Raw genomic sequence first — 22,330 nt, 5'->3', positions numbered from 1 at the left:
GGGTGAGGGGTGTGTGGAAATAGAGACGTTGAACGTCCTTATTTCCACACAGTCTCACTCAGGGTGATCTCGCTTCCCGTCGGTCATGTCGGCACGGGGCCGCCTCGCCTGCCGATGATCTTCGACGGAACCCCGGTCAGCGGGCTGCGATCGGTGTGAAGGTCACGCTCAGTGAGTGGTGGCGGTCACACCGTCAGCGCACCTAGACTTCGTACGTCTTGCTACGGCCACGTTGCCAAACCGTGTCCATTTGATGAGGCTTAATCGATTCAGCCGTCTTCCGCGAAACCCGTTCGGCGGCATATGTTGTCGCCCACAACATATGCGCGATGGTGCGACCGGTCCTCGAGGATCGCCGCCCGCGAGCAAGATCCGGAAGGAACGAGGATGCGCAGCAGAACCCTTACCCTCCTCGCCGCGACGGTGGGCGCCGGCCTGGTGCTCTCCGCCTGTGGCGCCAACACCGCCGACTCGGGCAGCGGCAACTCCTCGCAGTCCGCCCCCGCCCCGGGCGGTGCCGCCGCCGGTGGCAAGGTCGGCGTCATCCTGCCGGAGACCGCCACCTCGGCGCGCTGGGAGTCCTTCGACAAGCCGTTCCTGACCAAGGCGCTCAAGGACGCGGGCTTCGACGCCGACGTCCAGAACGCCCAGGGCGACGTCCAGAAGTTCACCACCCTTGCCGACGGCATGATCGCGCAGAACGTCAAGGTCCTGATCATCGCCGCCATCAACGGCGAGGTCGGCGCGGCGGTCGCCCGCAAGGCGCAGGCCGCCGGCATCCCGACGATCGACTACGACCGCCTCAACCTCGGCGGCAGCTCCGACTACTACGTCTCGTTCGACAACGAGAAGGTCGGCCAGCTGCAGGGCCAGGGTCTCGCCGACGCGCTGAAGGACAAGAAGGGTGCCGAGGTCGTCATGATCGAGGGCGCCCCGACCGACAACAACGCGACGCTGTTCGCCAACGGCCAGAAGTCCGTGCTGCAGCCGAAGTTCGCCAGCGGCGACCTGAAGCTCGTACGCGAGCAGGCCATCGACAACTGGGACAACCAGAAGGGCGGCCAGACCTTCGAGCAGATCCTGACCGACAACAAGGGCAGGGTCGACGGCGTCGTCGCCGCGAACGACGGTCTCGCCGGCGCGGTCATCACCGTGCTGAAGAAGAACGGTCTCAACGGCAAGGTCCCGGTCACCGGCCAGGACGCCACCGCGGACGGCCTCATGGCGATCCTGCGCGGCGACCAGTACATGACCGTCTTCAAGCCGATCAAGGAAGAGGCCGAAGCCGCGGCGAAGCTCGCCGTGCTGCTGGCCAAGGGCGACAAGGCGGGCGCCGACGCGCTGGCCACCGGCAAGGCGAAGGACCCGAAGGGCAACCGCGAGGTCAAGTCCGTGCTCCTCGAGCCGAAGATGACCACCAAGGACGGTGTCAAGGAGGTCGTGACGCAGGGCTACGTCAAGGCCGCCGAGATCTGCGGCGGCGACCTGGCCGCGGCGTGCACGCAGCTCGGTATCTCCTGACCCGTTAATCCAGACGACCGGGCCGGTGCGTTCCCCCGACGGAGCGCGCCGGCCCGGTACCCAGCCGGGAGAACCCCATGAGTGAACCCATCCTCGAACTGAAGCAGCTCAACAAGAGCTTCGGGCCGGTCCACGTCCTCCACGACGTGGACTTCAACGTGCGCGCCGGCGAGGTCACCGCGCTGGTCGGCGACAACGGTGCCGGCAAGTCCACTTTGGTCAAGTCGATCGCCGGGATTCACGGCTACGACTCGGGAACGGTGACGTTCCAGGGCAAGCAGGTGAACATCCACGGCCCGCGCGACGCCGCGGATCTGGGCATCGAGGTCGTCTACCAGGATCTCGCGCTGGCCGAGAACCTCGACATCGTGCAGAACATGTTCCTCGGCCGGGAACGCGGCAGCAAATGGCTGCTCGACGAGGCCAGCATGGAGAAGGCCGCCCGCGAGACGCTCGCCTCGCTGTCGGTCCGCACCGTGAAATCGGTCCGTACGCCCGTTTCGGCCCTCTCGGGCGGGCAGCGGCAGACCGTCGCGATCGCCAAATCCGTGCTGTGGGACTCGAAGGTCGTCCTCCTCGACGAGCCGACCGCCGCGCTCGGTGTCGCGCAGACCCGGCAGGTGCTCGACCTCGTCCGCCGCCTCGCCGAACAGGGCCTCGGCGTGGTGCTGATCAGCCACAACATGGCCGACGTCTTCGAGGTCGCCGACCGTATCGCGGTGCTCTACCTCGGCCGTCTCGTCGCCGAGGTGCACACCAAGGACGTCACCCACGGCCAGGTCGTGGAACTGATCACCGCCGGTCGCTCCGGCGACCTCGGCCTTGCCCGCCCCGAAGCCGCCGTCCTCTGATCCGAGGCGAGAAAGAACCGGAAATGACTGAGACACCTGCAAAGCCCGCCTCGCCGGAGGGGGGCAAGTCGGCGGCCGCCGCGCTCAACCCGTCGGCGGCCATCACGGACTTCGGCATCGACACGACATCGATGTCGACGCGCGAGGCCGTCGGCGACTACTTCTCCCGGCTCAAGGCGGGACAGCTGGGTTCGCTCCCGGCGCTGCTCGGCCTGCTCGTGCTGGTGATCGTGTTCGCCTCGCTGTCGGACACCTTCCTGACGATGAACAACATCGCGAACCTGATGGCACAGGGCGCCGGCAAGGCGATCATCGCGATGGGCATCGTGTTCGTGCTGCTGCTCGGCGAGATCGACCTGTCCGCGGGTACCGCGTCCGGGGTCACCGCCGCGGTGCTGGCGATGCACTACGTGCGCAACGGAAACCTGTTGGGCGGTATGGGGAACGGCGTGTTCATCGCGTTCCTGGTGGTGCTCGCGATCGCCGCGCTGCTCGGGGTGGTCCTGCGGATCTGGGCGGGCGTCGGGTTCGCCGTGCTCGCCATCGCGCTCGTGCTGTCGGGGACCGCGGCCAACCCGTGGATCGAGATGCTGCTCGCGATCAGCGTCGGTGGCGCGATCGGTGTCCTCACCGGCTTCCTCGTCTCCAAGATCGGGATGCCCTCGTTCGTGGTGACGCTGGCGCTCTTCCTCGCCTGGCAGGGGGTCATCCTCCAGTTCATCGGTGAGGGCGGCACGCTCGGCATCAGCACCTCGGACGTCCTGTTCAAGGTCGCCAACGGCAATCTGTCCACTTTGGGCAGCTGGATCCTCTTCGTGATCGCCGCCGGCGGGTTCGCCGCGGTGACCCTCGGCCAGCACTTCTCGCGGCTCAAACGCGGCCTGGTCACCCAGCCGACGCCGATGGTGCTGTTCAAGGTCGGCGCCATCGCCGTGGTCGCCGCGATCGCGACCTATCTGCTGACGCTGAACCGCGCGCCGAACCCGAACATCGTCATCTCCGGTGTCCCGTACGTCGTGCCGATCGTGCTCGGCCTGCTGGTGCTCGGCACCTACGTGCTCAACCGCACCCAGTACGGCCGCCACATCTACGCCGTCGGCGGCAACCGCGAGGCGGCCCGCCGCGCCGGTATCAACGTCGAGAAGATCCGGGCCTCGGTGTTCGTCATCTGCTCGGCGGTGGCGGCGGTCGGCGCGATCGTCTACTCGTCGAAGGTCGGTTCGGTCGACCCGCAGGCCGGTGGCCTCAACACGCTGCTGTTCGCGGTCGGCGCCGCCGTCATCGGTGGTACGTCGCTGTTCGGCGGCAAGGGCCGGGTCGTCGATGCGGTGATCGGTGGCCTCGTGCTCGCGGTCGTCGAGAACGCGCTGGGCCTGCTGAAGCAGTCGGCGGCGGTGGTCAACATCGTCACCGGTCTGGTGCTGCTTCTCGCGGCCACGGTCGACGCGCTGTCCCGGCGCCGCGCGGCTGCGTCGCCGCGCTGAGTCCGCATGGAATGATGAAGCCCGTGACCAGCACACCCGTTGCACGACCAGACGAGGTGCGCAGGCACAACCGCACGACCTTGCTCCGGTTGCTGCACGTCAGCGGCCCGAGCACCAGGGCGACCCTCGCCACCGAGCTGGGGCTCAACCGCAGCACCATCAAGACCCTCGTCGACGGCCTCGCGGAAGCGGGTGTCGTCGAGGAGCGGGTCCCGAGGCCGGGACGAGGGGCGGGCCGTCCCTCGCTCCTGGTCCTGCCGCAGCCGCACGCGGCGGTGGTGCTCGCGGTGGACCTCCAGGTCGAACACGTGGCGATCGCGCTGGTCGGGTTCGGCGGCCAGATCCTCGGGCGCAACAGCTGGAACCTCCACGGCCGGACGCGGGAGGCCGACGAAGTGATCACGCACGTGATCGAGTCGACCACCGTGCTGGCGGGCGACCTCGGCGTACAGCCGATCGCCGCGGGGGTGTCCGTGCCCGGCGTCGTCCGCCGGGCCGACGGGCACGTCCACGAAGCGCCCAACCTGCGCTGGACCGACGTGGCGCTGGGGGAACGGCTCGGCGGTGTGCTGCGCATTCCCGTCCTGGTCGGCAATGACGCCGAACTCGGCGCCATCGCCGAACACCTGCGCGGTGCCGCGCGGGGTTCCTCCGACGCCGTGTACGTCTCCGCCGACGTCGGTGTCGGGGGAGGGATCATCGCGGACGGATCGTCGCTGCGCGGCGGCGCGGGCTACGTCGGCGAGATCGGGCATATGGCGATCCGGCCCGGCGGCCGTCCCTGCTACTGCGGGTCGAGCGGCTGCTGGGAGACCGAGGTCGGCGAGGCGGCGCTGTGCCGCGCGCTCGATCTGCCCGAGGACACCCCGCGCGGGGCGATCCTGTTCGAACTGCGCGAGCTGGGCCGGGATCCGCACGCGGCCGAGGAACGGCTGTCGGAGTTCGCGGAATGGCTGACGCTGGGCCTGGTGAACGTGGTCAACCTGCTCGGCCCGCAGCTGGTCGTGCTGGGCGACCTGCTCACCGTGCTGCCCGATTCGGTCGTGAAGTCGGTGGCGGCCGAGGTGCGGCGGCGGAGCCTGGTCAGCCGGGCCGTGGGCGGGACGCAGATCGTGAGCTCGGCGCTCGGGGCGGACGTGAAGCTCCTGGGGGCGGCCGAGGCGGCCTTCGAGATGATTCTGGACACCGTCTAGCTCGCGTTTAGTCCTCTGGACGCGGTAGTTGCCCCACGCAAGGACCGCATCCAGAGGACTAAACGCGTTCTTTCACGAGGCCGGAGAGCAGGGCCACCAGGGCGGCGAGGGACTTCTCCTTCGCCGCCGCGGGGTCTTCGGCGTGCGCGATCATCAGCGCCGCCTCCGCGCACGCGCTCAGCGCCAGTTGCGCCAGCTCCGGGATGGGCGCGTCGATCAGCAGCCCGGCCGCCGCGGCGGCCTCCAGGATCTCCGTGATCAGGCCGAGCCCGTACCGGTTCTCCAGCTCCCGCCATTCCTGCCAGCCGAGGACGGAGACGGCGTCCGTGAGCGCGATCCTTACCACTTCGGGTCGCAGGCACAGGTCGAGGAACCGGCTCAGCACGCCGAGCGCCCCCGCCCACGGGTCGTCCGTGGCGCGCAGGACGGTCTTCAGTTCCTCGGTGATCTCGGTTTCGATCTGCTCGATCACGGCGCGGAACAAGCCCTGCTTGTCCCCGAAGTGGTGATACAGCGCGCCACGGGTCACGCCTGCCGCCCGGACGATCTCGTCCGCTGGGACGGCGGCGTAACCCTGCTCGGCGAACAGGGTGCGCGCCGCCGTGATCAACGCGGCCTGCGTCGACTGCGAGCGTTCGGTCTGGCTACGTCGTGGCGTGGGCACGCAGGAATTCCACCATCATGCCGCTCAGCCGCTCCGGCTGGTCCTCCGGCACGAAGGCGTAGGAGTCCTCGATCGTCTTCAGTTCGGCGTTCGGCAGGACCCCGGCGAGCTTGCGGCCCAGCCACAGCGGGAAGTGCCGGTCTTCGGGTGCCCAGGCCAGCAGAACGGGCTTGGTGAACGCCGGCAGCCGCTCGGCGGCGGTCAGCGTGTATCGGTTGTCGACGCTCGCGGTGAACCGGCGCAGATCGTCGCGGATCTCCGCGCTCCGGCGGCTGGGCAGCAGATACGCGTCGAGGATGTGGTCCGGGACCGGATGTTTGGTCAGCCAGAGGAAGTCCGTCTTCTCCAGGAGCCAGCGCCAGCGCAGCGCCTGGACCATCAGCCCGACGCCGCCGGGGATCCGCGCCAGCGTGCTCAGCCCCGCGAACAGCGGCGGCAGGAAGCGTTCGAAGGAGTCCGACGGGGTCAGCACGACCCGGCCCACCCGTTCCGGGTTCGTGGTCATGAGCAGTTGCGTGAGCGCGCCGCCGGTGTCGTTCGCGACCACGGTGACGTCGGTCAGGTCGAGCACTTCGAGGAACCGCGCGATGAGCGCGGCGACCCCGGGCGGGCTCAGGTCGGCGTCGGGGACCGGGATCTCGTGCGAACCGAGCGGCCAGTCCGGGGTGAGGCAGCGGAAGCCGGCGTCGGCGACCGCGGGGGCCACCTTGCGCCAGAGCAGGCCGTTGGTCAGCAGTCCGTGGACGAAGACCACGGGAGGGCCTTCACCGCGGTCGCGGTAGCGGATACGGGCGCCGCCGAGGTCCGCCTCGTGCACCTCGCCGAGCAGGTCGCTGGTCGTCATGGGAGTAACATACATGCTGTTTGTATGTTTTTGGAAGACGCAGGTCTCGGTGAGCGTCCGCAAGGGCACCTTCGGGACTTGGGGGCGACGTCGAGCCGTTCCAGGGGCGGAAAACAGGGCGGCCGGCGCGCTCCCAGGAGGAGCGGCCGGCCGCCGGGTGGTCGTGGACTGGTGGGCTACCGCTGAATGTCCGCGGACATTTCCTTGAGCTTCGTCTCGTGTGCGCGGGCGTGGTGACCACAGAAGAGCAACTCGCCACCGGTGCTGAGAATGGCTCGAACCTGGGCTGCAGCTCCACACCGGTCGCATCGGTCGGCAGCGGTCAGTTCGGGGCGGGTGAGCGTCGGTGAAGTCATTGGAGTCTCCCTCCGTCCCGGCACCGGTGGCCCGGTGCCATCGATCCAGCTACGACCACTTCGGCACTGATGCCGGCAACATTCGTTCCCGGCCCCGCCGTGTTCGTGCTTCCACTCTTCCAGACGTTTGGCGACCCGCAAGTGTTCCCGTGCGGGTGTCTCATTTGTCACTGGTAATTACCTCGGATGCCGTAGCGTAATCACGCAACGTGGAAGAAGACTCCCCGCTGAACCGTCTTTTCCCACGTCAGGCACCATGCGGGGGTGGGTATCGCAGTCGTCCGGAACCGTCTTCCCAGCGTGCCGCCGCCGGTCTTGTTCGTTCTCAGCGGAATTTCCATGTACGCCGGCGCGGCCATCGCCGTAGGTCTCTTTTCGGTCGCCTCACCCGCGGGGGTGGCCTGGCTTCGCTGTCTCGGGGCGGCCGTGGTCCTCCTGGCGTGGCGCAGGCCACCCCGCTCGGCGTGGACCGGGCGCGCGTTCCTGCTCGCGGGTGCCTTCGGCATCGTCACCGCCGGGATGAACGTGCTCTTCTACGAGGCGATCGCGCGGCTGCCGCTGGGCACCGCGGTCGCCCTCGAGTTCGCCGGGCCCGTGGTGGTGGCCGCGTTCGGTTCGCGCACGCGCCGGGACGTCCTCGCGCTGCTGCTGGTGGCGGCCGGGGTGGTCGCCATCGCGGACGTCCGGCTCGAAGGCAGCCTGCTCGGCGTGCTGTTCGCGCTCGGGGCGGCGGCCGCCTGGGCCGGGTACATCCTGCTCGGGAAGCGAGTCGCGGTCGGCGGGAACGGGATCGACGGACTGGCCGTCGGGTTCGCCGTCGGCACCGTGGTGCTGTCGCCGCTGGCGCTCGGCACCGGCGCGGTGTGGGGTTCGCCACGTCTGCTGCTGCTCGGCATCGGGGTGGGCGTGCTCTCGACCGTCGTGCCGTACGCCCTCGACCAGGTGGTCCTGCGCAAGGCCGGGCAGGCGCGGTTCGCGCTGCTGCTCGCGTTGCTGCCGGTCACGGCGGGGCTGGTCGGCTTCCTGTGGCTCCGGCAGATCCCGACCCTGCCCGAGGCGATCGGCACGCTGGCCGTCGTCGCCGGGGTCGCGCTGCGATCGCCGGGGAAACGTGATGACTCGGCGCCCCTCTGAGCGGGATACTGACCAGCCTGAGGCGTCGCGAACACCGGGAGGACACGTGGCCGAGATCCGGCGGGCAGTCACCGTCGAGGAGGTCGTCGCCGCTCAGCACCTGTTCGACGGACCCGCGCAACGGGAGGCGTCCGAGAAGTTCCTCGCGGGGGAGGAGAACCACCTCCTCATCGCCTACGAGGACGGCGAGCCCGCGGGGATGATCACCGGCACCGAGGTGACGCATCCGGACAAGGGCACCGAGATGTTCCTCAACGAACTCGACGTCAGCCCGGACTACCAGCGGCGCGGGATCGGCCGCGACCTGGTCGACGCTTTGGCCGGGATCGCGCGGGAGCGTGGCTGCCGGGGGATGTGGGTCGGCGTCGAGACGGACAACAAGGCCGCGCTGGCGACCTACACCTCGGCCGGCGCGTCGAACGACGGGCCGTTCATCATGCAGTCCTGGACGTTCGAAGACTGATGTCCTCCGGAATCGACGGCGACCGGACGGGCCTGTCCGGTCGCCGCTGGCTGCCCGGTGGCGAGCACCTTGTCGCCGTCGCCCGCGCCGAACTCCCGCAGAAGGACGGGTTCGCCGGGCCGTTCACGGCGCTGGCCGCCCTGCGCGCGGCGGGGTTCGCCGTCGCGGGACAGGACGAGGTCGCGGCGCTGTCCGGCACCACGACCGAAGGACTGGCCAGGGCGATCGGGACGCTGTCCGGCGGACGGCTCGCCGCCGTGTCCGCCAGCGGGAACTGGGCACCGCAGTCGTTGTTCATGCTCCTGGCCGCGCTGTGGCATCTGCCGCGGGTCGCGTTGATCGCGGAGGTCGACGCGCGCGAATTCGGCGCGCACGACACCCCGGCGCGGGCGCTTCTCGACTACCTCGACACAGGGATCCCGCCGCTGTGGTCGTCCCGCTGGCGCCCTGCCGCCGCGCACCACGTACTGGCCGCCGGGATGCGGATCGGCGCCGAAGGAACTCTTGTGTCCATTATGGACGGTTATCCGTCCTTGGGGGACAACGGGTTGCACGACCAGCCGGTGGAATGGGTGGCCGCCGCGCTGAAGCGGATGCTGGTCGTGGTCGACGACGGCGACGCCGAGGCCGCCGTCGCCGCGATCACGACGGCCGGTCTGTGGAGCTGAGCCCGTCCTTCGCGAACCGGGAATGCCTGCGCCCGTAGAAGAGATAGATCAGCAGGCCGAGCAGCAGCCACGCGGCGAACCGCAGCCAGGTCATGAGGTCCAGGTTCAGCATCAGGTAGAGACACGCCAGCGCCGCGACGACGGGCAGATAGGGCGAGAACGGCACGGTGAACGGGCGTTCCAGGTCCGGGCGGCGTTTCCGTAGCACCGGGACGGCCACCGCGACGATGATCATCGCCGACAGGGCGCCGATGCTGACCATGTCGGCGAGTTCGGAGATCGGCACGAACGCGGCCAGCGCCGCGATCAGCACCGCGCCGGCGATGGTCATCCGGTGCGGGGTGCCCCAGCGCGGATGCGCCGTGCCGAACCTCTTCGGCAGCAGGCCGTCGCGGCCCATCGCGAACCCGATCCGGCCGATCGTCACCAGTTCCACCATCATCACCGACGTCAGCCCGGTGACCGCGCCGAGCGAGATGAGCGCGCCCACCCAGTGCTGCCCGACCCGGTCGAACGCGTCGGCGAGCGGGGCGCCCGCGTCGATCTCGGTGAACGGCACCATCCCGGTCAGCACCAGCGAGACCCCGATGTAGAGCAGCGCGCAGACGCCGAGCGCGCCGAGGATGCCGACGCGCAGATCGCGTTTCGGGTTCACGGTCTCCTCGCCGAGGTTGGCGAGCGCCTCGAAACCGGTGTAGGCGAAGAAGACGACGGCGGCGGCCGTCACCATCCCGGCGATCCCGTAGACGGACTGTTCGAGCCCGAGCACGGCTTGCACGATCGGCTGGTGCAGGGTCCCCGCCGTCTCCGTCGGCGGCTGGGCGGGCGGGATGAACGGGGTGAGGTTCTCCCCGCGGACGTAGAACACGCCGACCGCGAGGATCAGCACGCAGACCGCGACCTTGACCAGCACGAGCAGATTCGTCACCCGCGCCGACTCCTTGATCCCGAGGACGGCGATCACGGTCAGCACGGCGATGATCGCGACCGCGCCTATGTTCACCTTCGCGTCTTCGCCGAACCACTCTGGGGAAAGCCCCATCAGATTCGCGAGATAGCCGGACCAGCCGCGGGACACGACGGCCGCGCCCAGGGCGAACTCGAGCAGCAGATCCCAGCCGATGATCCAGGCGAAGGTCTCGCCGAGGGTGGCGAAGGCGTAGGTATAGGCGCTTCCCGCCGTCGGCACGCTGGAGGCGAGTTCGGCGTAGCAGAGCGCGGCCATCCCGGCCACGACGGCGCCGAGCACGAACGACAACGTCACCGACGGGCCGGCGTGGGTCTTCGCCTCGACCCCGGCGAGGGTGAAGATCCCGGTGCCGATGATGATGCCGACCCCGAACCCGATGAGATCGCGCCCGTGCAGGCGGCGTTTCAGCTCACCCGAATCCTGCCGTTTCAGGACTTCGTCCACGTCCAGAGTTCGCCGCATGAAGGGTCACGCTAGAAGATCGCCGTCCACCTCGCAGATCGGTGGGTTTCACTCCTCCAGCACGACGCCGTTCTCCTGCGCGAGGATCGCCGCCTGCACCCGCGACCGCAGTTCCAGCTTCGTCAGCACCCGGGAGACGTGGGTCTTCACCGTGGTCTCGCCGATGTGCAGCCGCGTCCCGATCTGCGCGTTGGACAGGCCGCCGCCCAGGCACGCCAGCACTTCGCGCTCGCGTTCGGTCAGGTCTTCGAGCCCGTCGGGGACCAGTGAAGGCTCGCGGGTCCCGGCGGCGAAGGCGGCGATCAGCTTCCGCGTGACCTGCGGGGCGAGCACTCCTTCGCCCGCCGCGACCAGTTTCACCGCCTCGATCAGCCGCGACGCCTCCACCGACTTCAGCAGGAACCCGGCCGCGCCCGCCCGCAGCGCGGCGTGGACGTACTCGTCGAGGTCGAACGTCGTCAGCACGAGGACCTCGCACAGCCCCTCCGCGGTCAGCTCCCGCGTGGCCGCGATGCCGTCGACGCCGGGCATGCGGACGTCCATCAGCACGACGTCCGGTTTCAGCGCCTTCGCCTGCCGGACGGCGGTGGCGCCGTCCGCCGCTTCGCCGACCACCTCGATCCCTTCGGCGTTGCCGAGGATCATCATCAACCCGGCACGGATGGCGCCGTGGTCGTCGGCGACCAGTACCTTGATGTTCCCGTCGCTCAAGACCCCTCCAGAGGCAGTTCGGCACGGACCAGCCAGCCGCCGCCGGAGGGCCCGGCGGCGAGGGTGCCGCCCACCGCGGCGGCGCGTTCCCGCATGTTCAGCAGGCCGAGTCCGGTCCCGCCGTCGTCACCCGAGCCGGAGCCGGGACGAAGATCGTTGCGCACTTCGACGGTGAGTATGCCTCCGTCGGCGCGGATGTCGAGCACGGCCCGGCCACCCGCGGCGTGCTTGGCCGCGTTGGTGAGCGCCTCCTGCGCGATCCGGTACGCGGTCAGGTCGACCGCGGCGGGCAGGTGGGCGGACTGGCCGGGCGTGGAACCGATCTCGACCTCCAGCCCGCTCGCGCGCGCGGATTCGACCAGTTTGGACAGTTCGGCCAGCCGGGCGGGCGCGGTCGGCTCGATCTCGGTGTCCCCGGTGGACGGATCCGCGCGCAGCAGCCCGATCATCGCGCGCATCTCGTCCAGCGCGCTCACACTGTTCTCCCGCACCGATTCCAGGACCTTCCTCGACAGCTTCGGGTCGACGGTGGCCATCGACAGCGCGGCCTCGGACTGGATCGCGATCGCCGAAAGATGCCCGGCGATGACGTCGTGCAGATCCCGCGCCATCTTCGAGCGTTCCCCCGCGACGGCGGCCTTCCGGTCCAGCTCGCCGATCGTGGCCAGCTGGACCGCGTTCGCCCGTTCGCTGTCGGCGATGTCCCGCTGCTGGCGCACGTTGGCCGCCCACCACACCGGCGTGACCAGGAACGGCAGGAGGGCGAACGCGGCGAGGATCGCCGTGCGCCACTGCGCGGAGAAGATGAGCGCCAGGCAGACCACCGCGATCGTGCCGATCGCGGCGACGCCGATCATCAGCCTGCTGGTGCGCCGTGAGCCGTAGAGCGTCGTCGCGTACAGGAAGTCGGTGAAGACGATGAGGATCGGGAGCGACGGGCCGAAGGCGATGTCCACGGCGAGCACGCCCAGCGCGCAGATCAGCGCCAGCGGGACCTTGCGGCGCAGCATCTCCAGCCCGCACAGCACGGTCAGCTCGCTCAGCCGGATCCACAGTGGCGTGTCGTCGGGGCCCGCCAGGAGCACCTGCATCCCGCTCACGTAGACCAGCACGCCGAGGACCCAGGTGCCGAAGGCGATGACGAGGTCCTGTTTCCATTCGGCGAGGTGGTTCAGGCGCGGGACGAACGTGGGCACCGTCCCATCCCAGCACACCGGGACGGGCCGCGGGGTCCTACTAACTGATGACGGTGATCTCGGTCCGTACGCCGACGCGGAGGACCGGTGCGGTCGGCGAGGCTTACCGTGTGAACAAGATCTGGGACTTCATCGCGGAAAACCCGATGGCGGCCGTGGTCGCCGGCGGGGAGATCGGTTTCTGGGTCGCCATCGTCGCCGGCCTCGTGGCCCGCTATCTGCTGAAGCTGAAGCGGACCAGTGTCGTGCTGTTGCTCCTGACCCCCGTGATCGACCTCGTCGTGCTGGTCGCGACGGTCATCGACCTGCGCAACGGCGCCACGGCGAACTTCGTGCACGGCCTCGCCGCGGTGTACCTGGGCTTCAGCGTCGTGTTCGGGCATTCGATGATCAAGTGGGCCGACGTCCGGTTCGCCCACCGGTTCGCGGGCGGGCCGCCACCGCCGCCCAAGCCGAGGGGCCGGGAGAAGGTGCGCGCCGAATGGCGTGACTGGTTCAAATGCGTGCTGGCCTGCGGGCTGGCCGCGGGGGTCCTGCTCCTGCTGATCTTCATGGTCGGCGACACCGAGCAGGTCGACCCGTTGTGGGGCTGGCTGCCGAGGCTGGGGGTCGTGACGGCCATCTGGTTCGCCACCGGGCCGCTGTGGCAGGAACTCTCCCTCAAGGACGAGAGGGTCAAGGAAGGGGCTCGACGATGATCGAACTACTGGGAATCCTCCTGCTGGTGCAGGGCGGGGGCGGGCTGATCAACCGGCTGCTCGGCAGCGACGACCCGAGCTGGTTCGTGCAGCTCCACCTGCTCCCGCCGGGGATGCACGTGGTTGCCAGCGCGCTGATGGTGGCCGGGGGCGTGGGGCTGCTCTTCGGCGAGCGTGCCCGCAAACAGCGCCGCCGGTCAGAGTGAGACCACGACCTGCAGGACGCCGAGGACGATGGTGACGACCGTCAGGACGACGGTGACCACGGTGAGCCGCGTGACCCGCGCGCTCACCGTGTTCTCGTAGGCGTACCTGGTCTCCTCGTCCATCGCCTCGGCCTGACGGTCCAGCTGGGCGATGATCCGCTCCACGCCCATGCTGGTGACCAGACGGCGCTCCAGCGAATCGATCTCGGGCGGCAGCACCGAGTGCAGCATCTCGAGGATGTCGTCGAGCGAGCCGCGCAGCAGCCGGGTGCGGCTCCCGGACTTCTTCATCGACGCCAGCCACTGGTCGGCCAGCGCCATCCGGATCAGGACGCGTTCGAGGATGAAGAGCATCCCGTGGTCGAGGCCGCCGATCTCGCTGTCGATGCCGAAGTACGGTTCGGCGGCGCCGAACGGGCCGCGCATCAGCTCGTCCTGGTGCTCGACGTAGTCGGAGTCCTTGCTGTTGAGGCAGACGATCCCGCCCGCCATCGTGTAGGCGGCGACGAACGAACGCGTCCCCCACGACGGGCCGAGCGCGTCCCGAGCGACCTCGCGGGGCACGAACCGCCAGCCCTCGTCGCTGGTCGCCAGCCCGTAGTACGGCCGGGGGTCGGCGGCGACCCGCTGGGCGGGCGGATGCCCGTCGTGTGACCGCAGCTCGACACACCAGCCCTTGCGGCTGAGCCCTTCGGTGAGGCCGCATCCCCTGGTCAGATCCTCGAAGACGTGGGTGACGGCCTTGAGCAGCGAGGGGAAGGTCTTCTCACCGTAGGCGCCGTGCAGGCCGTTCTCCCCGTTCGCCGTCTCCCGGCCCTGAAGGCTTTGCAGGACTGCGATGGCGAGGTCGAACTCGGCGGCGTGACCCTCCGCCGCGCCGCTGATCGTGGTGGCGAGGACCAGCGTCATCGCGTGATAGGCGGGATGCCAGGTGACCACGAGCTCGCATGGCAGGCCGGTCGTGCCGACGCGGATCGACAGCCTGCGTTTGCACAGCACCCGTCTTCGCGGTGGTCGCGTGTAACTGGCCAGGAAGTTCTCCGCCGCCGTCCATTCCTCGCCGAGTTTCCCGTCGAGGTGGGCCAGCAGCCCGCGGTCCCGGCCGCCGTCCAGCACCTTCCCGGCCTCCCGCTCCGACAGCGGGACCGCCCACGCGAAGGTGAGGAGCAGCGCGGTCATCCGCGGCGCAGGAGGGTGATCAGGTCCCGGCCGAGATGGCGGCGCAGGGGGCCGGAGGCGTTGACCAGTTCGTCGCGGTCGATGTGCTCGTCGGCCGGGCCGAGATCGTCGAGGACGTGGTATGTCCACTCCCAGGCGGTGCGCCAGCCCGCCTCGGCCGCGTCGGCGGCGACCTCCTCGGGATCGAGGTGGCGCACCGGGAGTGCCGGGCCGCCGTCGTGCAGCGCTTTGTCGAACTCTTCGCGCGAAACCCGGCGGGAGCGGACTTCGGTGCCCGCTTCGACGCTGTCGAGGCTGAAGGCGCCCTGCCCGATCGGCGACCGGCTGTAGGCCAGCACCAGGGCGCCGCCGGGCGCGGTGATCCCGGCCAGCCGTCGCAGGATCGGCCCGACGTCCGGCGTGGGCACGTGCTGGATGACGTGGCTGCACAGCACGAGGTCGTACGGGCCGCCGTCCAGTTCGGTGATCGGTGAGACGGCGAAGGAGAGATCGGTGTCCGCGACGGTGGTTTCCCGCGCCTTGGCCAGCCTGGCCGGGTCGGGGTCCGCGGCGGTGACGTCGGCGGAGAACCGCGCGAGCCAGGGGAGAAGTCTGCCTTCCCCGCAGCCGGCGTCGAGCGCCTTGACCTCTTCGCGCGGGCCGAGGATCGCGGTGAGCTCGTCGGCGACCTTGGCGAGCGCGCGGTCCTCGCTGGCCGTCCAGTAGCCGTCGTAGGGTTCGTGCCGTCGGATGAACGCGCCGGTGACGTGGTCGCCGGTGTCCGGGTAGCGGTAGCTCTCGGTCAGCACAGTCGCGAATATAGCCCCGATTCGCGGGTTCTCCGGTGCTCCGCGCGGGTTTACCCTTAGTCGTGGCCATCGGGCCTGTCGCGCTGTACACCGTTGTCGCCGTGGCGCCTTCGGTTCTTTTCTGGTGCGCGCTGAAGGTCCCCGAGGCGGTGCGCCGGTGGCGCCGCCGCCGTGAACCCGAGGTCCCGGCGGGCCCGCCCATCGAGAAGCTCGCCGCCGATCTGCGCCGGGTGCACCGTCTGCTGGCGGAACTCCCGCCAGGGGCCTCCGCCGTCCGCCGGTACGGCACCAGGCAGGCGTACGACGCGCTGCTCGTCCAAGCCTGCCGGGAGGTCGAGGTCGACCACCGGCTGGACACCCTGCCGGAGGGCTTCGACCGCGAGATCGAACGGCTGCGGATCGAGGAATCCCTGGCCGAGCGCGGACTTTCGGTGTCCTGACGCGATTTGTATCGAAAGTATGCGCGCGGCCGGGAGGCTCGCGGGCATGAAGAGGCTGGGACTTCTCGCCACGCTGCTGCTGGTGTTCGGGCTCATCCCCGGAGTCGCGTCGGCCGCGGCCGCCTTCCCGAGGATGGACGCGGCCACGGTCGACGCCTTCCGCTGGACGTCCGGTTCGACCTTCGGCACCTACGGCGCCCGGATCGCCGCGCTGGAGAAACACCTCCCCGCCCGCGGGCTGCCGGAGATCCTGTCGTCGGCGAACCGGAAGGCGCGGCCGTTGTGCCACGCCACGTATCTCGCGACGGCGCTGAAACCGGCGGGGTTCTGCTGGGAGGACGCGAACGACGACAAGACCAACGACTGGATCCCGCAGGGACTGACCGGTTCCGGCGACGCGGACGCGGCGACCGGGAAGGTCGGCGGCAAACGGGTCGTCGCGACGTCCTGGCACACCCCGGGCGACACCATGGTCCGTCTGTCCTTTGTGGACGCGACCGGGCTGGGCTACCGGCACGTGCTGCTCGTCGAGCCGACGTCGGACGACAACTTCGCCGTCGTGCAAGGACACGGGCACGGGATGACGTGGATCGGGAACCGGCTGTTCGTCGCGACCACCGGGGGAGTGGTGCGTGTCTTCGACACCACGCACTTCTGGAAGGTCGACGACAGCTCCGGCGTCGTCGGCAAGGGCCCGGACGGTAAGTACCACGCGGCGTTCTACGACTACGCGATGCCGCAGATCGGCGCGTACTGGTATCCGGGTGGCGGCGCCTGCACCAACGCTCCCGGGACGAGGCCGTGTCTCGCGACGATGTCGTTCGACCACAGTGACGGCTCGATCGTGACCGCGGAGCACATCCCGAACGCGGCGGGCGGCAGGGTCCTGCGGTGGCCGTTCGACCGCGCGACCGGCCTGCCGAAGGTGTCCGCCGATGGCACCGTGCACGCGAAGGAAGGCTTCGTGTCGCCGGTGTGGGGAATGCAGGGAGCGGTGGCGCGTAACGGATATTTCGTGCTGACCGGCGTGTGCCCCGAGTACGCCGGGGTGGCGGGCGACCATCCGTCGTGCCTGCACGGCGGTGTCGGCGGCACCTCGACGTCGCGGCTGAGCGGCCGCGCGCCGGTGAACTCGCAGAACCTGTCCTACTGGCCGGCGACAGGGGAACTTTGGCTGATGAACGAGCAGCTGCGGGAACGGGTGACCGTGCACGTCCCGTGGACCACCCTCACCGGCCGCGCCTGAAGCCTCGCAAGTCCGTGCCAAGTACATGAAGGCCCCCTTCCTTGCGCCAGGCGCAAGGAAGGGGGCCTTCATGTACTTCAGGCGGGCAAGGGAGCGCCGGTAGCGAGGTGATCAGGTCTCGTGACTGAACGGACGACACGCGTGATCCGGAGGACGACACGCGTGACTGAATGGACGACACGACCGCGGCCGGGGTGCCGCCGGGAGCCGTCCGTCCAATCACGCGAGTCGTCCGTCCAAGCACAGGTGTCGTCCGTCCAGTCACGCGAAACCGCCGCCCGCACATCGGCAGCACGCGCCTAAGCCGCCCTTTGGCTCTAACCGGCCGGTCACGGGGTGAAGTCCCAGCGCGTGGCGCCATGCGGTTCCGCGCTCGCCACGCCGATCGCGCGGCGCAGGGTGAGGCGGTACAGATACCAGGGCGGCGGTCCCGCGCTGGGCGCGCTGAAGGGGGCCGTGAGCGCGTCGCCCTCGACCGACGCGGGCCAGCCGCCCGTCCGGTAGACCGCCGCCACGCGTTCCAGCGTCGCCGGGTCGGTGACGCGGTGCGCCTCGCCCTCCAGCGTGAGGTCGATTCCCCGCAGCCGCACCGAAACGGCGCACGCCGGGTTCGCGGCCAGGTTGCGGGACCGGCGCGTTCCCGGCCCGCCCTTGAAGTACAGGGCGTCGTCCACCCAGACGGCGCCGACGCCCGCCGAATGCGGGCGCCCGTCGGGACGGACGGTCGTCACGAAGAAGGTCAGGTCGGCGGTCGGCGTGTCCTCGGCGAGGACGTCGCGCGCGCGGCTCCAGGGGAGTTCCGCGGATCCGTAGCGGTCGAGGTTCTTGGTGGCGTGAGGTTTCGTCATACCCACGCGTCGAACGGGCGGGCCGCGATTCGACACCGGACACGAAAAACCCCGCCACCGGAACGGTGACGGGGTCTTCCGTGAACCCTGGGCTCAGTCCAGGTAGTCGCGCAGGACCTGCGAACGCGACGGGTGACGCAGCTTCGACATCGTCTTCGACTCGATCTGCCGGATGCGCTCACGGGTGACCCCGTACACCTGGCCGATCTCGTCGAGCGTGCGCGGCTGGCCGTCGGTGAGGCCGAACCGCAGCCGCACCACACCCGCTTCGCGCTCGGACAGCGTCTGCAGCACCGACTGGAGCTGGTCCTGCAGCAGCGTGAACGACACCGCGTCGACCGCGACGACGGCCTCGGAGTCCTCGATGAAGTCACCGAGCTGCGAGTCGCCCTCGTCGCCGATGGTCTGGTCGAGCGAGATCGGCTCGCGGGCGTACTGCTGGATCTCGAGGACCTTCTCCGGGGAGATGTCCATTTCCTTCGCGAGCTCTTCGGGGGTGGGCTCGCGACCGAGGTCCTGCAGCAGTTCGCGCTGTATACGGCCGAGCTTGTTGATGACCTCGACCATGTGCACCGGGATACGGATGGTGCGGGCCTGGTCGGCCATCGCGCGGGTGATCGCCTGACGGATCCACCAGGTGGCGTACGTGGAGAACTTGTAGCCCTTGGTGTAGTCGAACTTCTCCACCGCGCGGATCAGGCCGAGGTTGCCCTCCTGGATCAGGTCCAGGAACGCCATGCCGCGGCCGGTGTAGCGCTTGGCCAGCGAGACCACGAGCCGGAGGTTCGCCTCCAGCAGGTGGTTCTTCGCCCGTTCACCGTCGCGCACGATCCACTTGAGGTCGCGCCGCATCTGGGTGACGAGCTTCTCGCCCTCCTCCTCGGCGTTGCGGACGCGCTCGGCGGCGTAGAGCCCGGCCTCGATGCGCTTGGCGAGCTCCACCTCCTCCTCGGCGTTCAGCAGGGCGACCTTGCCGATCTGCTTGAGGTACGCGCGGACCGAGTCGGCCGAAGCGGTGAGCTCGGCGTCCTTGCGGGCCTGGCGCAGTGCCTCGGACTCTTCCTCGTCCCAGACGAAGTCCGGGTTGTCGGAGGTCTTCCCGGCGTTCTTGTCGGTCGACGTGCGGCGGCCGCGCGCGGGCGTCTCTTCGACGTCCTCGTCGGACTCCGCGTCCTCTTCCGTCTCCTCGGTGACGGAAGCGTCGACGACGTCCACCTCGACCTCTTCGAGGTCCGACAGGTCCGGGGTTTCGAGGTCGGCTTCGTCGAGCTCTACCGGACCGTCTTCCGGGTCGCCGTCTTCGGTCTTGGCACCCTTGGTGGTGGGTTTCTTGGCCGGAGCCTTCTTCGCCGGGGCCTTCTTCGCGCCGGCCGCCTTGGCGGCGGTCTTGCGCGCCGCGGGCTTCGCCGCGTCGGTGGCTGCCTCGTCGGCCGGCTCGCCGGCTGCGGTCGCTGTCTTCGTCCCGCTTCGGGTTGCGGTTCTTGCGGCTGCCACTTACGCCCTTTCGCAGCGGTCGATCATGACGAGCCGAGGCGTGATGGTCTCGGCTGCCTCAAACTTCGGGGAACACCCCTCGGCCTGCGGTTTCCCTCGATCTCCTGGGTGCCGCCGCCGTGGGCCGTGTTCCATTGTAACGACGATACGTGACAGCGTCGCGGCGCGGACCACCACCCGCCGGGCGCGACACGCCGTGCGACCCGCCGAAGTGACATCCGAGACGCGGATGTCAGCGTGCGCGCGTCAGTGCTCGATGCCCTCCGCGGCGGCGGCCGCCGCGCCGGCGATGCCCGCGTTGTTCTGCAACGACGCGACGATCACCGGGGTGCGGATGTCCAGCAGCGGGACCCATTTGTGCGACTTCTTGCTGACCCCGCCGCCGACGATGAACAGATCCGGCCAGATCAGGTTTTCCAGCACGGAGAGATACCTGTTCACCCGTTCCGCCCATTCGGGATACGAGAGCTCCTCGTTGTCCTTCACCGATGCCGCGGCTTTCTTCTCCGCGTCGAAGCCGTCGACCTCGATGTGGCCGAACTCGGTGTTGGGCACGAGCTTCCCGTCCTGGAAGACCGCGCTGCCGATACCGGTGCCGAAGGTCAGCAGCGCCGTCACGCCGCGGCGCGCGGCCGGGTCGCCCCAGCGGATCTCGGCCATGCCGGCGGCGTCCGCGTCGTTGAGCATCGCGATGTCGTCCACGCCGCGGCCGAGGCGCTTGGCGAACAGGGCGTCGGCGTCGGTGCCGATCCACGCGCGGTCGATGTTGGCCGCGGTGTGCGCGACCCCCTTCTTGACCACCGCGGGCAGGGTGACGCCCACCGGGCCGTCCCAGCCCGCCTGGCCGGTGATCTCGGCGACGACGTCCGCCACCGCCTCCGGGGTCGACGGCTTCGGCGTGTCGATGCGGATCCGGTCGCCGATCAGCTGTCCTTGCGCCAAGTCGACCAGCGCGCCCTTGATCCCGCTGCCGCCGATGTCGATACCGAAACCTCGGGTCGCCTCCACCACGGACGTGGTCCCTTCTCGCACGATTCAGAAGCCTGCCTCGGAGACTTTAACCGGATGTGGTGACATGGCGGACGTGGGAGTTGACGAGACGTTGCTGAAGAGTGTCGCCGAGCGTGTCGCGGGCGAGGCCGCCGAGCTGGTCCACGAGGCCTGGACCGGGATGAACGCGGGCCGCGAGGTGCGCGTGGACACCAAATCCGCCGACACCGACGTGGTGACCGCGGTGGACCACGAGTCGGAACGGCTGGTACGCGCCCGGCTCGCCGAACTGCGCCCGGACGACGCCGTGCTCGGCGAGGAGGGTGGCGGGATCGCCGGGGACGGGGTGACCTGGGTGGTCGACCCGATCGACGGGACGGTGAACTTCCTCTACGGGCTGCCCTGGTTCGCCGTGTCGGTGGCCGCGCAGGTCGGCGGGGTGTCGGTGGCGGGCGCCGTCGTCGAACCCGTCAGCGGGCGCCGCTGGAGCGCCGCACGGGGGCAGGGCGCGTTCCTCGACGGGCGGCCGCTGGCGGTCAACGCCCCTTCCCGGCTGGATTTGACGCTCGTCGGCACCGGGTTCGCCTACAAGGTCGAACGGCGGACGAAGCAGGCGCGGTTCGTCGCCGAACTGGCGACCCGGGTGCGGGACGTCCGGCGCAACGGGGCCGCATCGCTGGATCTGTGCGCGGTCGCGGCGGGCTGGCTGGACGCCTACGTCGAGCACGGCCTCGGGCACTGGGACTGGGCCGCCGGCGCGCTCATCGCCGCCGAGGCGGGCGCCCAGGTGTCGCTGCCGGGCGAGGACGCCGGGCTGGGGCCGGACGCGACCTTCGCGGTGGCGCCGTCGATCGCGGCTCCGTTGCGTCAGGCGCTGATCGATTCGGGCGTGGGCACCATCTGAGGGTCAGCAGGGAGCTTCGCGGGCGGCCTTCAGCAGCGCCTGGTCGATCACCGGGGCGCCGCCGCCCGCGGACTGCTCACCGCCGCCGCTGCCCTGCTGCGCCTTCGACCATTGCGTGAGCTGGTCGAGCACCTGGCGCGCCTCCGCCTTCGGGCGGACGTCGCCGAGCAGGGTGCCGGTGGTGAGCGTGACCGAAGCGTCCTTGCGGTTGTCCTTGACCAGTTCGGCGCACGGGACCACCAGGCTCAGCGTGCGGGCCGCGGCGGCGCCGTTCTCACCGAAACGGATCTGGCCGCGGCACTTGGCTTCGGCGTTCTTGTAGGCCGGGTCGACGTCCGGCTCGACGATCTGGGAGAAGCCGAGTTCCCGCAGCGTGCTGGTGACGATCCCGCCCTGGCCGCGGACCTGGGACCCGTTGAGGACCTGGACGGCGACCTTGTCCGGCGGCACCGGCGCGCGGTCGTCGAGACCGTTGTGCGCCAGCGGCGTGTAGGTGACACCCTGCTGCGGGGCGGGCGGGGGATCGCAGCGGACCCTGGCGTCGATGTCGGACTTGCTCGCGACGACGTTCACCCAGACGATCACCGCGCCGAGTGCCATCACCCCGATGACGATGAGCGCGGGCAGCGGCTTGCGCTTGCGATACGGCCTCGCCCCGCGGTCCCCGATGCCGTTCCCCGACGCCACCTGCCAGTCCCTTCCCCAAAGCCCGGATCCCCGGATGGTGCTTCATCTCACCATCGTGTCCGATCAGCCTATGCGTTGCGGCGAAGGTGAGCGGCGCGGGCCTCCGGATAGCACCACGCGATGACCACTCCGGGCAAGCAGCCGGGCCCAAGGGGTGAGGTACCCGACCCGTGGGCAACCCATTCGGACGACAGGCGTCTTGACAGCAGGGTTCCCCCTGTTGGGTGACGTAATCGCGGCTATGTCTGACTCGTTGCAGAGCCGGTATCAGCGTGAGCTACCCTTCGCGGGCTCAGGCGGCAGTAAGAGGCGCAAAAGAGAGACCTCGCTCAC

The 22,330-nt window shown here is 69.7% G+C and carries 24 protein-coding genes; 12 read left to right on the top strand and 12 right to left on the bottom strand.

Annotated elements, in window-relative coordinates; all coding sequences use genetic code 11:
• Positions 1–387 precede the first annotated feature (387 nt).
• The 4 genes from NQK81_RS09530 to NQK81_RS09515 all read left to right on the top strand — a co-directional run bounded on the left by NQK81_RS09530 (position 388) and on the right by NQK81_RS09515 (position 5,049).
• Positions 388–1,521 (top strand): sugar ABC transporter substrate-binding protein, encoded by a 1,134-nt coding sequence (locus NQK81_RS09530; RefSeq protein WP_192745403.1) that lies wholly within the window; start codon positions 388–390, stop codon positions 1,519–1,521.
• Between the two features lie 77 nt (positions 1,522–1,598).
• Positions 1,599–2,372: an ATP-binding cassette domain-containing protein gene (locus NQK81_RS09525; RefSeq protein WP_005164482.1), complete on the top strand. Its 774-nt coding sequence runs from the start codon at positions 1,599–1,601 to the stop codon at positions 2,370–2,372.
• A gap of 23 nt (positions 2,373–2,395) precedes the next feature.
• The gene (locus NQK81_RS09520; RefSeq protein ID WP_126731496.1) at positions 2,396–3,856 is read left to right on the top strand and encodes a sugar ABC transporter permease; all 1,461 of its coding nucleotides are present in this window, start codon (positions 2,396–2,398) and stop codon (positions 3,854–3,856) included.
• A gap of 11 nt (positions 3,857–3,867) precedes the next feature.
• Positions 3,868–5,049, top strand: a complete 1,182-nt coding sequence (locus NQK81_RS09515; protein ID WP_051972592.1) for an ROK family transcriptional regulator — start codon at positions 3,868–3,870, stop codon at positions 5,047–5,049.
• A gap of 58 nt (positions 5,050–5,107) precedes the next feature.
• Here the strand turns inward: NQK81_RS09515 and NQK81_RS09510 are convergent, their stop codons facing one another.
• The 3 genes from NQK81_RS09510 to NQK81_RS09500 all read right to left on the bottom strand — a co-directional run bounded on the left by NQK81_RS09510 (position 5,108) and on the right by NQK81_RS09500 (position 6,913).
• Positions 5,108–5,713: a TetR/AcrR family transcriptional regulator gene (locus NQK81_RS09510; RefSeq protein WP_257487905.1), complete on the bottom strand. Its 606-nt coding sequence runs from the start codon at positions 5,711–5,713 to the stop codon at positions 5,108–5,110.
• On the bottom strand, positions 5,694–6,557 hold the full coding sequence (locus NQK81_RS09505; protein ID WP_257487904.1) for an alpha/beta fold hydrolase: 864 nt from the start codon (positions 6,555–6,557) through the stop codon (positions 5,694–5,696). The genes NQK81_RS09510 and NQK81_RS09505 overlap by 20 nt, the downstream gene beginning before the upstream one ends.
• Positions 6,558–6,733: 176 nt before the next feature.
• A complete protein-coding gene (locus tag NQK81_RS09500) occupies positions 6,734–6,913 on the bottom strand; it encodes a DUF7455 domain-containing protein (RefSeq protein ID WP_016332937.1) in 180 nt (59 codons plus the stop codon).
• Between the two features lie 339 nt (positions 6,914–7,252).
• Here NQK81_RS09500 and NQK81_RS09495 point away from each other — a divergent pair, with 339 nt between their 5' ends.
• From NQK81_RS09495 to NQK81_RS09485, 3 genes are read left to right on the top strand one after another with little or no spacing between them, the layout of a single operon-like run.
• On the top strand, positions 7,253–8,047 hold the full coding sequence (locus NQK81_RS09495) for an EamA family transporter (protein ID WP_192746834.1): 795 nt from the start codon (positions 7,253–7,255) through the stop codon (positions 8,045–8,047).
• Between the two features lie 46 nt (positions 8,048–8,093).
• On the top strand, positions 8,094–8,510 hold the full coding sequence (locus tag NQK81_RS09490) for a GNAT family N-acetyltransferase (RefSeq protein ID WP_240597737.1): 417 nt from the start codon (positions 8,094–8,096) through the stop codon (positions 8,508–8,510).
• Positions 8,510–9,178 (top strand): DUF6885 family protein, encoded by a 669-nt coding sequence (locus NQK81_RS09485; protein WP_257487903.1) that lies wholly within the window; start codon positions 8,510–8,512, stop codon positions 9,176–9,178. Before NQK81_RS09490 ends, NQK81_RS09485 begins: the two co-directional genes overlap by 1 nt.
• On the opposite strand, the gene NQK81_RS09480 is transcribed toward NQK81_RS09485, so the two are convergent.
• From NQK81_RS09480 to NQK81_RS09470, 3 genes are all read right to left on the bottom strand, one after another.
• Positions 9,153–10,592 carry an APC family permease gene (locus NQK81_RS09480; RefSeq protein ID WP_257489726.1) on the bottom strand — a complete coding sequence of 480 codons (1,440 nt, stop codon included), beginning with the start codon at positions 10,590–10,592 and terminating at the stop codon, positions 9,153–9,155. The genes NQK81_RS09485 and NQK81_RS09480 overlap by 26 nt on opposite strands.
• 66 nt (positions 10,593–10,658) lie before the next feature.
• Entirely contained in the window at positions 10,659–11,321 is a 663-nt protein-coding gene (locus NQK81_RS09475; protein ID WP_126731506.1) for a response regulator, read from the bottom strand.
• Positions 11,318–12,517, bottom strand: a complete 1,200-nt coding sequence (locus NQK81_RS09470) for a sensor histidine kinase (RefSeq protein ID WP_257487902.1) — start codon at positions 12,515–12,517, stop codon at positions 11,318–11,320. The genes NQK81_RS09475 and NQK81_RS09470 overlap by 4 nt, the downstream gene beginning before the upstream one ends.
• 110 nt (positions 12,518–12,627) lie before the next feature.
• On the opposite strand from NQK81_RS09470, the gene NQK81_RS09465 reads away from it, so the two are divergent.
• Both NQK81_RS09465 and NQK81_RS09460 read left to right on the top strand, forming a co-directional pair.
• Positions 12,628–13,215 carry a hypothetical protein gene (locus tag NQK81_RS09465; RefSeq protein WP_257487901.1) on the top strand — a complete coding sequence of 196 codons (588 nt, stop codon included), beginning with the start codon at positions 12,628–12,630 and terminating at the stop codon, positions 13,213–13,215.
• Positions 13,212–13,421, top strand: a complete 210-nt coding sequence (locus NQK81_RS09460; RefSeq protein WP_257487900.1) for a hypothetical protein — start codon at positions 13,212–13,214, stop codon at positions 13,419–13,421. Before NQK81_RS09465 ends, NQK81_RS09460 begins: the two co-directional genes overlap by 4 nt.
• Here the strand turns inward: NQK81_RS09460 and NQK81_RS09455 are convergent.
• Both NQK81_RS09455 and NQK81_RS09450 read right to left on the bottom strand, forming a co-directional pair.
• Positions 13,413–14,600: a hypothetical protein gene (locus NQK81_RS09455; protein ID WP_257487899.1), complete on the bottom strand. Its 1,188-nt coding sequence runs from the start codon at positions 14,598–14,600 to the stop codon at positions 13,413–13,415. The two genes, NQK81_RS09460 and NQK81_RS09455, sit on opposite strands and share 9 nt — an antisense overlap.
• Positions 14,597–15,388 (bottom strand): class I SAM-dependent methyltransferase, encoded by a 792-nt coding sequence (locus tag NQK81_RS09450; protein WP_257487898.1) that lies wholly within the window; start codon positions 15,386–15,388, stop codon positions 14,597–14,599. Before NQK81_RS09450 ends, NQK81_RS09455 begins: the two co-directional genes overlap by 4 nt.
• A gap of 62 nt (positions 15,389–15,450) precedes the next feature.
• Between NQK81_RS09450 and NQK81_RS09445 the strand changes: the two genes are divergently transcribed.
• Positions 15,451–15,828, top strand: coding sequence for a hypothetical protein (locus NQK81_RS09445; protein ID WP_257487897.1), 378 nt, complete (start codon positions 15,451–15,453; stop codon positions 15,826–15,828).
• A 46-nt stretch (positions 15,829–15,874) separates the two neighbouring features.
• The gene (locus NQK81_RS09440; protein WP_257487896.1) at positions 15,875–17,074 is read left to right on the top strand and encodes a hypothetical protein; all 1,200 of its coding nucleotides are present in this window, start codon (positions 15,875–15,877) and stop codon (positions 17,072–17,074) included.
• A gap of 329 nt (positions 17,075–17,403) precedes the next feature.
• Here the strand turns inward: NQK81_RS09440 and NQK81_RS09435 are convergent, their stop codons facing one another.
• The 3 genes from NQK81_RS09435 to ppgK all read right to left on the bottom strand — a co-directional run bounded on the left by NQK81_RS09435 (position 17,404) and on the right by ppgK (position 20,424).
• Positions 17,404–17,922: a pyridoxamine 5'-phosphate oxidase family protein gene (locus NQK81_RS09435; protein WP_126731517.1), complete on the bottom strand. Its 519-nt coding sequence runs from the start codon at positions 17,920–17,922 to the stop codon at positions 17,404–17,406.
• A 93-nt stretch (positions 17,923–18,015) separates the two neighbouring features.
• Complete coding sequence (locus NQK81_RS09430) at positions 18,016–19,416, bottom strand: RNA polymerase sigma factor (RefSeq protein WP_126731519.1); 1,401 nt, start codon at positions 19,414–19,416, stop codon at positions 18,016–18,018.
• A 246-nt stretch (positions 19,417–19,662) separates the two neighbouring features.
• On the bottom strand, positions 19,663–20,424 hold the full coding sequence (ppgK, locus tag NQK81_RS09425) for a polyphosphate--glucose phosphotransferase (RefSeq protein ID WP_257489725.1): 762 nt from the start codon (positions 20,422–20,424) through the stop codon (positions 19,663–19,665).
• 67 nt (positions 20,425–20,491) lie between these two features.
• Here ppgK and NQK81_RS09420 point away from each other — a divergent pair, with 67 nt between their 5' ends.
• On the top strand, positions 20,492–21,310 hold the full coding sequence (locus tag NQK81_RS09420; protein WP_257487895.1) for an inositol monophosphatase family protein: 819 nt from the start codon (positions 20,492–20,494) through the stop codon (positions 21,308–21,310).
• 3 nt (positions 21,311–21,313) lie between these two features.
• Here the strand turns inward: NQK81_RS09420 and cei are convergent, their stop codons facing one another.
• Complete coding sequence (gene cei / locus NQK81_RS09415) at positions 21,314–21,997, bottom strand: envelope integrity protein Cei (protein ID WP_257487894.1); 684 nt, start codon at positions 21,995–21,997, stop codon at positions 21,314–21,316.
• Positions 21,998–22,330 lie beyond the last annotated feature (333 nt).

Origin of the sequence: Amycolatopsis roodepoortensis (assembly GCF_024628825.1) — a bacterium.
Lineage (GTDB): Bacteria > Actinomycetota > Actinomycetes > Mycobacteriales > Pseudonocardiaceae > Amycolatopsis > Amycolatopsis roodepoortensis.
Note: the sequence above shows the minus strand (reverse complement) of the source record. Positions and strands in the feature narration are given on the sequence as shown.

Coding starts and splice junctions, on each gene's coding strand:
- NQK81_RS09455 (WP_257487899.1), bottom strand. CDS start 14,600: ATGACCGCGCTGCTCCTCACCTTCGCGTGGGCGGTCCCGCTGTCGGAG.
- NQK81_RS09525 (WP_005164482.1), top strand. CDS start 1,599: ATGAGTGAACCCATCCTCGAACTGAAGCAGCTCAACAAGAGCTTCGGG.
- NQK81_RS09505 (WP_257487904.1), bottom strand. CDS start 6,557: ATGACGACCAGCGACCTGCTCGGCGAGGTGCACGAGGCGGACCTCGGC.
- NQK81_RS09500 (WP_016332937.1), bottom strand. CDS start 6,913: ATGACTTCACCGACGCTCACCCGCCCCGAACTGACCGCTGCCGACCGA.
- NQK81_RS09485 (WP_257487903.1), top strand. CDS start 8,510: ATGTCCTCCGGAATCGACGGCGACCGGACGGGCCTGTCCGGTCGCCGC.
- NQK81_RS09420 (WP_257487895.1), top strand. CDS start 20,492: ATGGCGGACGTGGGAGTTGACGAGACGTTGCTGAAGAGTGTCGCCGAG.
- NQK81_RS09515 (WP_051972592.1), top strand. CDS start 3,868: ATGATGAAGCCCGTGACCAGCACACCCGTTGCACGACCAGACGAGGTG.
- NQK81_RS09520 (WP_126731496.1), top strand. CDS start 2,396: ATGACTGAGACACCTGCAAAGCCCGCCTCGCCGGAGGGGGGCAAGTCG.
- NQK81_RS09440 (WP_257487896.1), top strand. CDS start 15,875: ATGAAGAGGCTGGGACTTCTCGCCACGCTGCTGCTGGTGTTCGGGCTC.
- NQK81_RS09460 (WP_257487900.1), top strand. CDS start 13,212: ATGATCGAACTACTGGGAATCCTCCTGCTGGTGCAGGGCGGGGGCGGG.
- NQK81_RS09495 (WP_192746834.1), top strand. CDS start 7,253: ATGTACGCCGGCGCGGCCATCGCCGTAGGTCTCTTTTCGGTCGCCTCA.
- NQK81_RS09435 (WP_126731517.1), bottom strand. CDS start 17,922: ATGACGAAACCTCACGCCACCAAGAACCTCGACCGCTACGGATCCGCG.
- NQK81_RS09530 (WP_192745403.1), top strand. CDS start 388: ATGCGCAGCAGAACCCTTACCCTCCTCGCCGCGACGGTGGGCGCCGGC.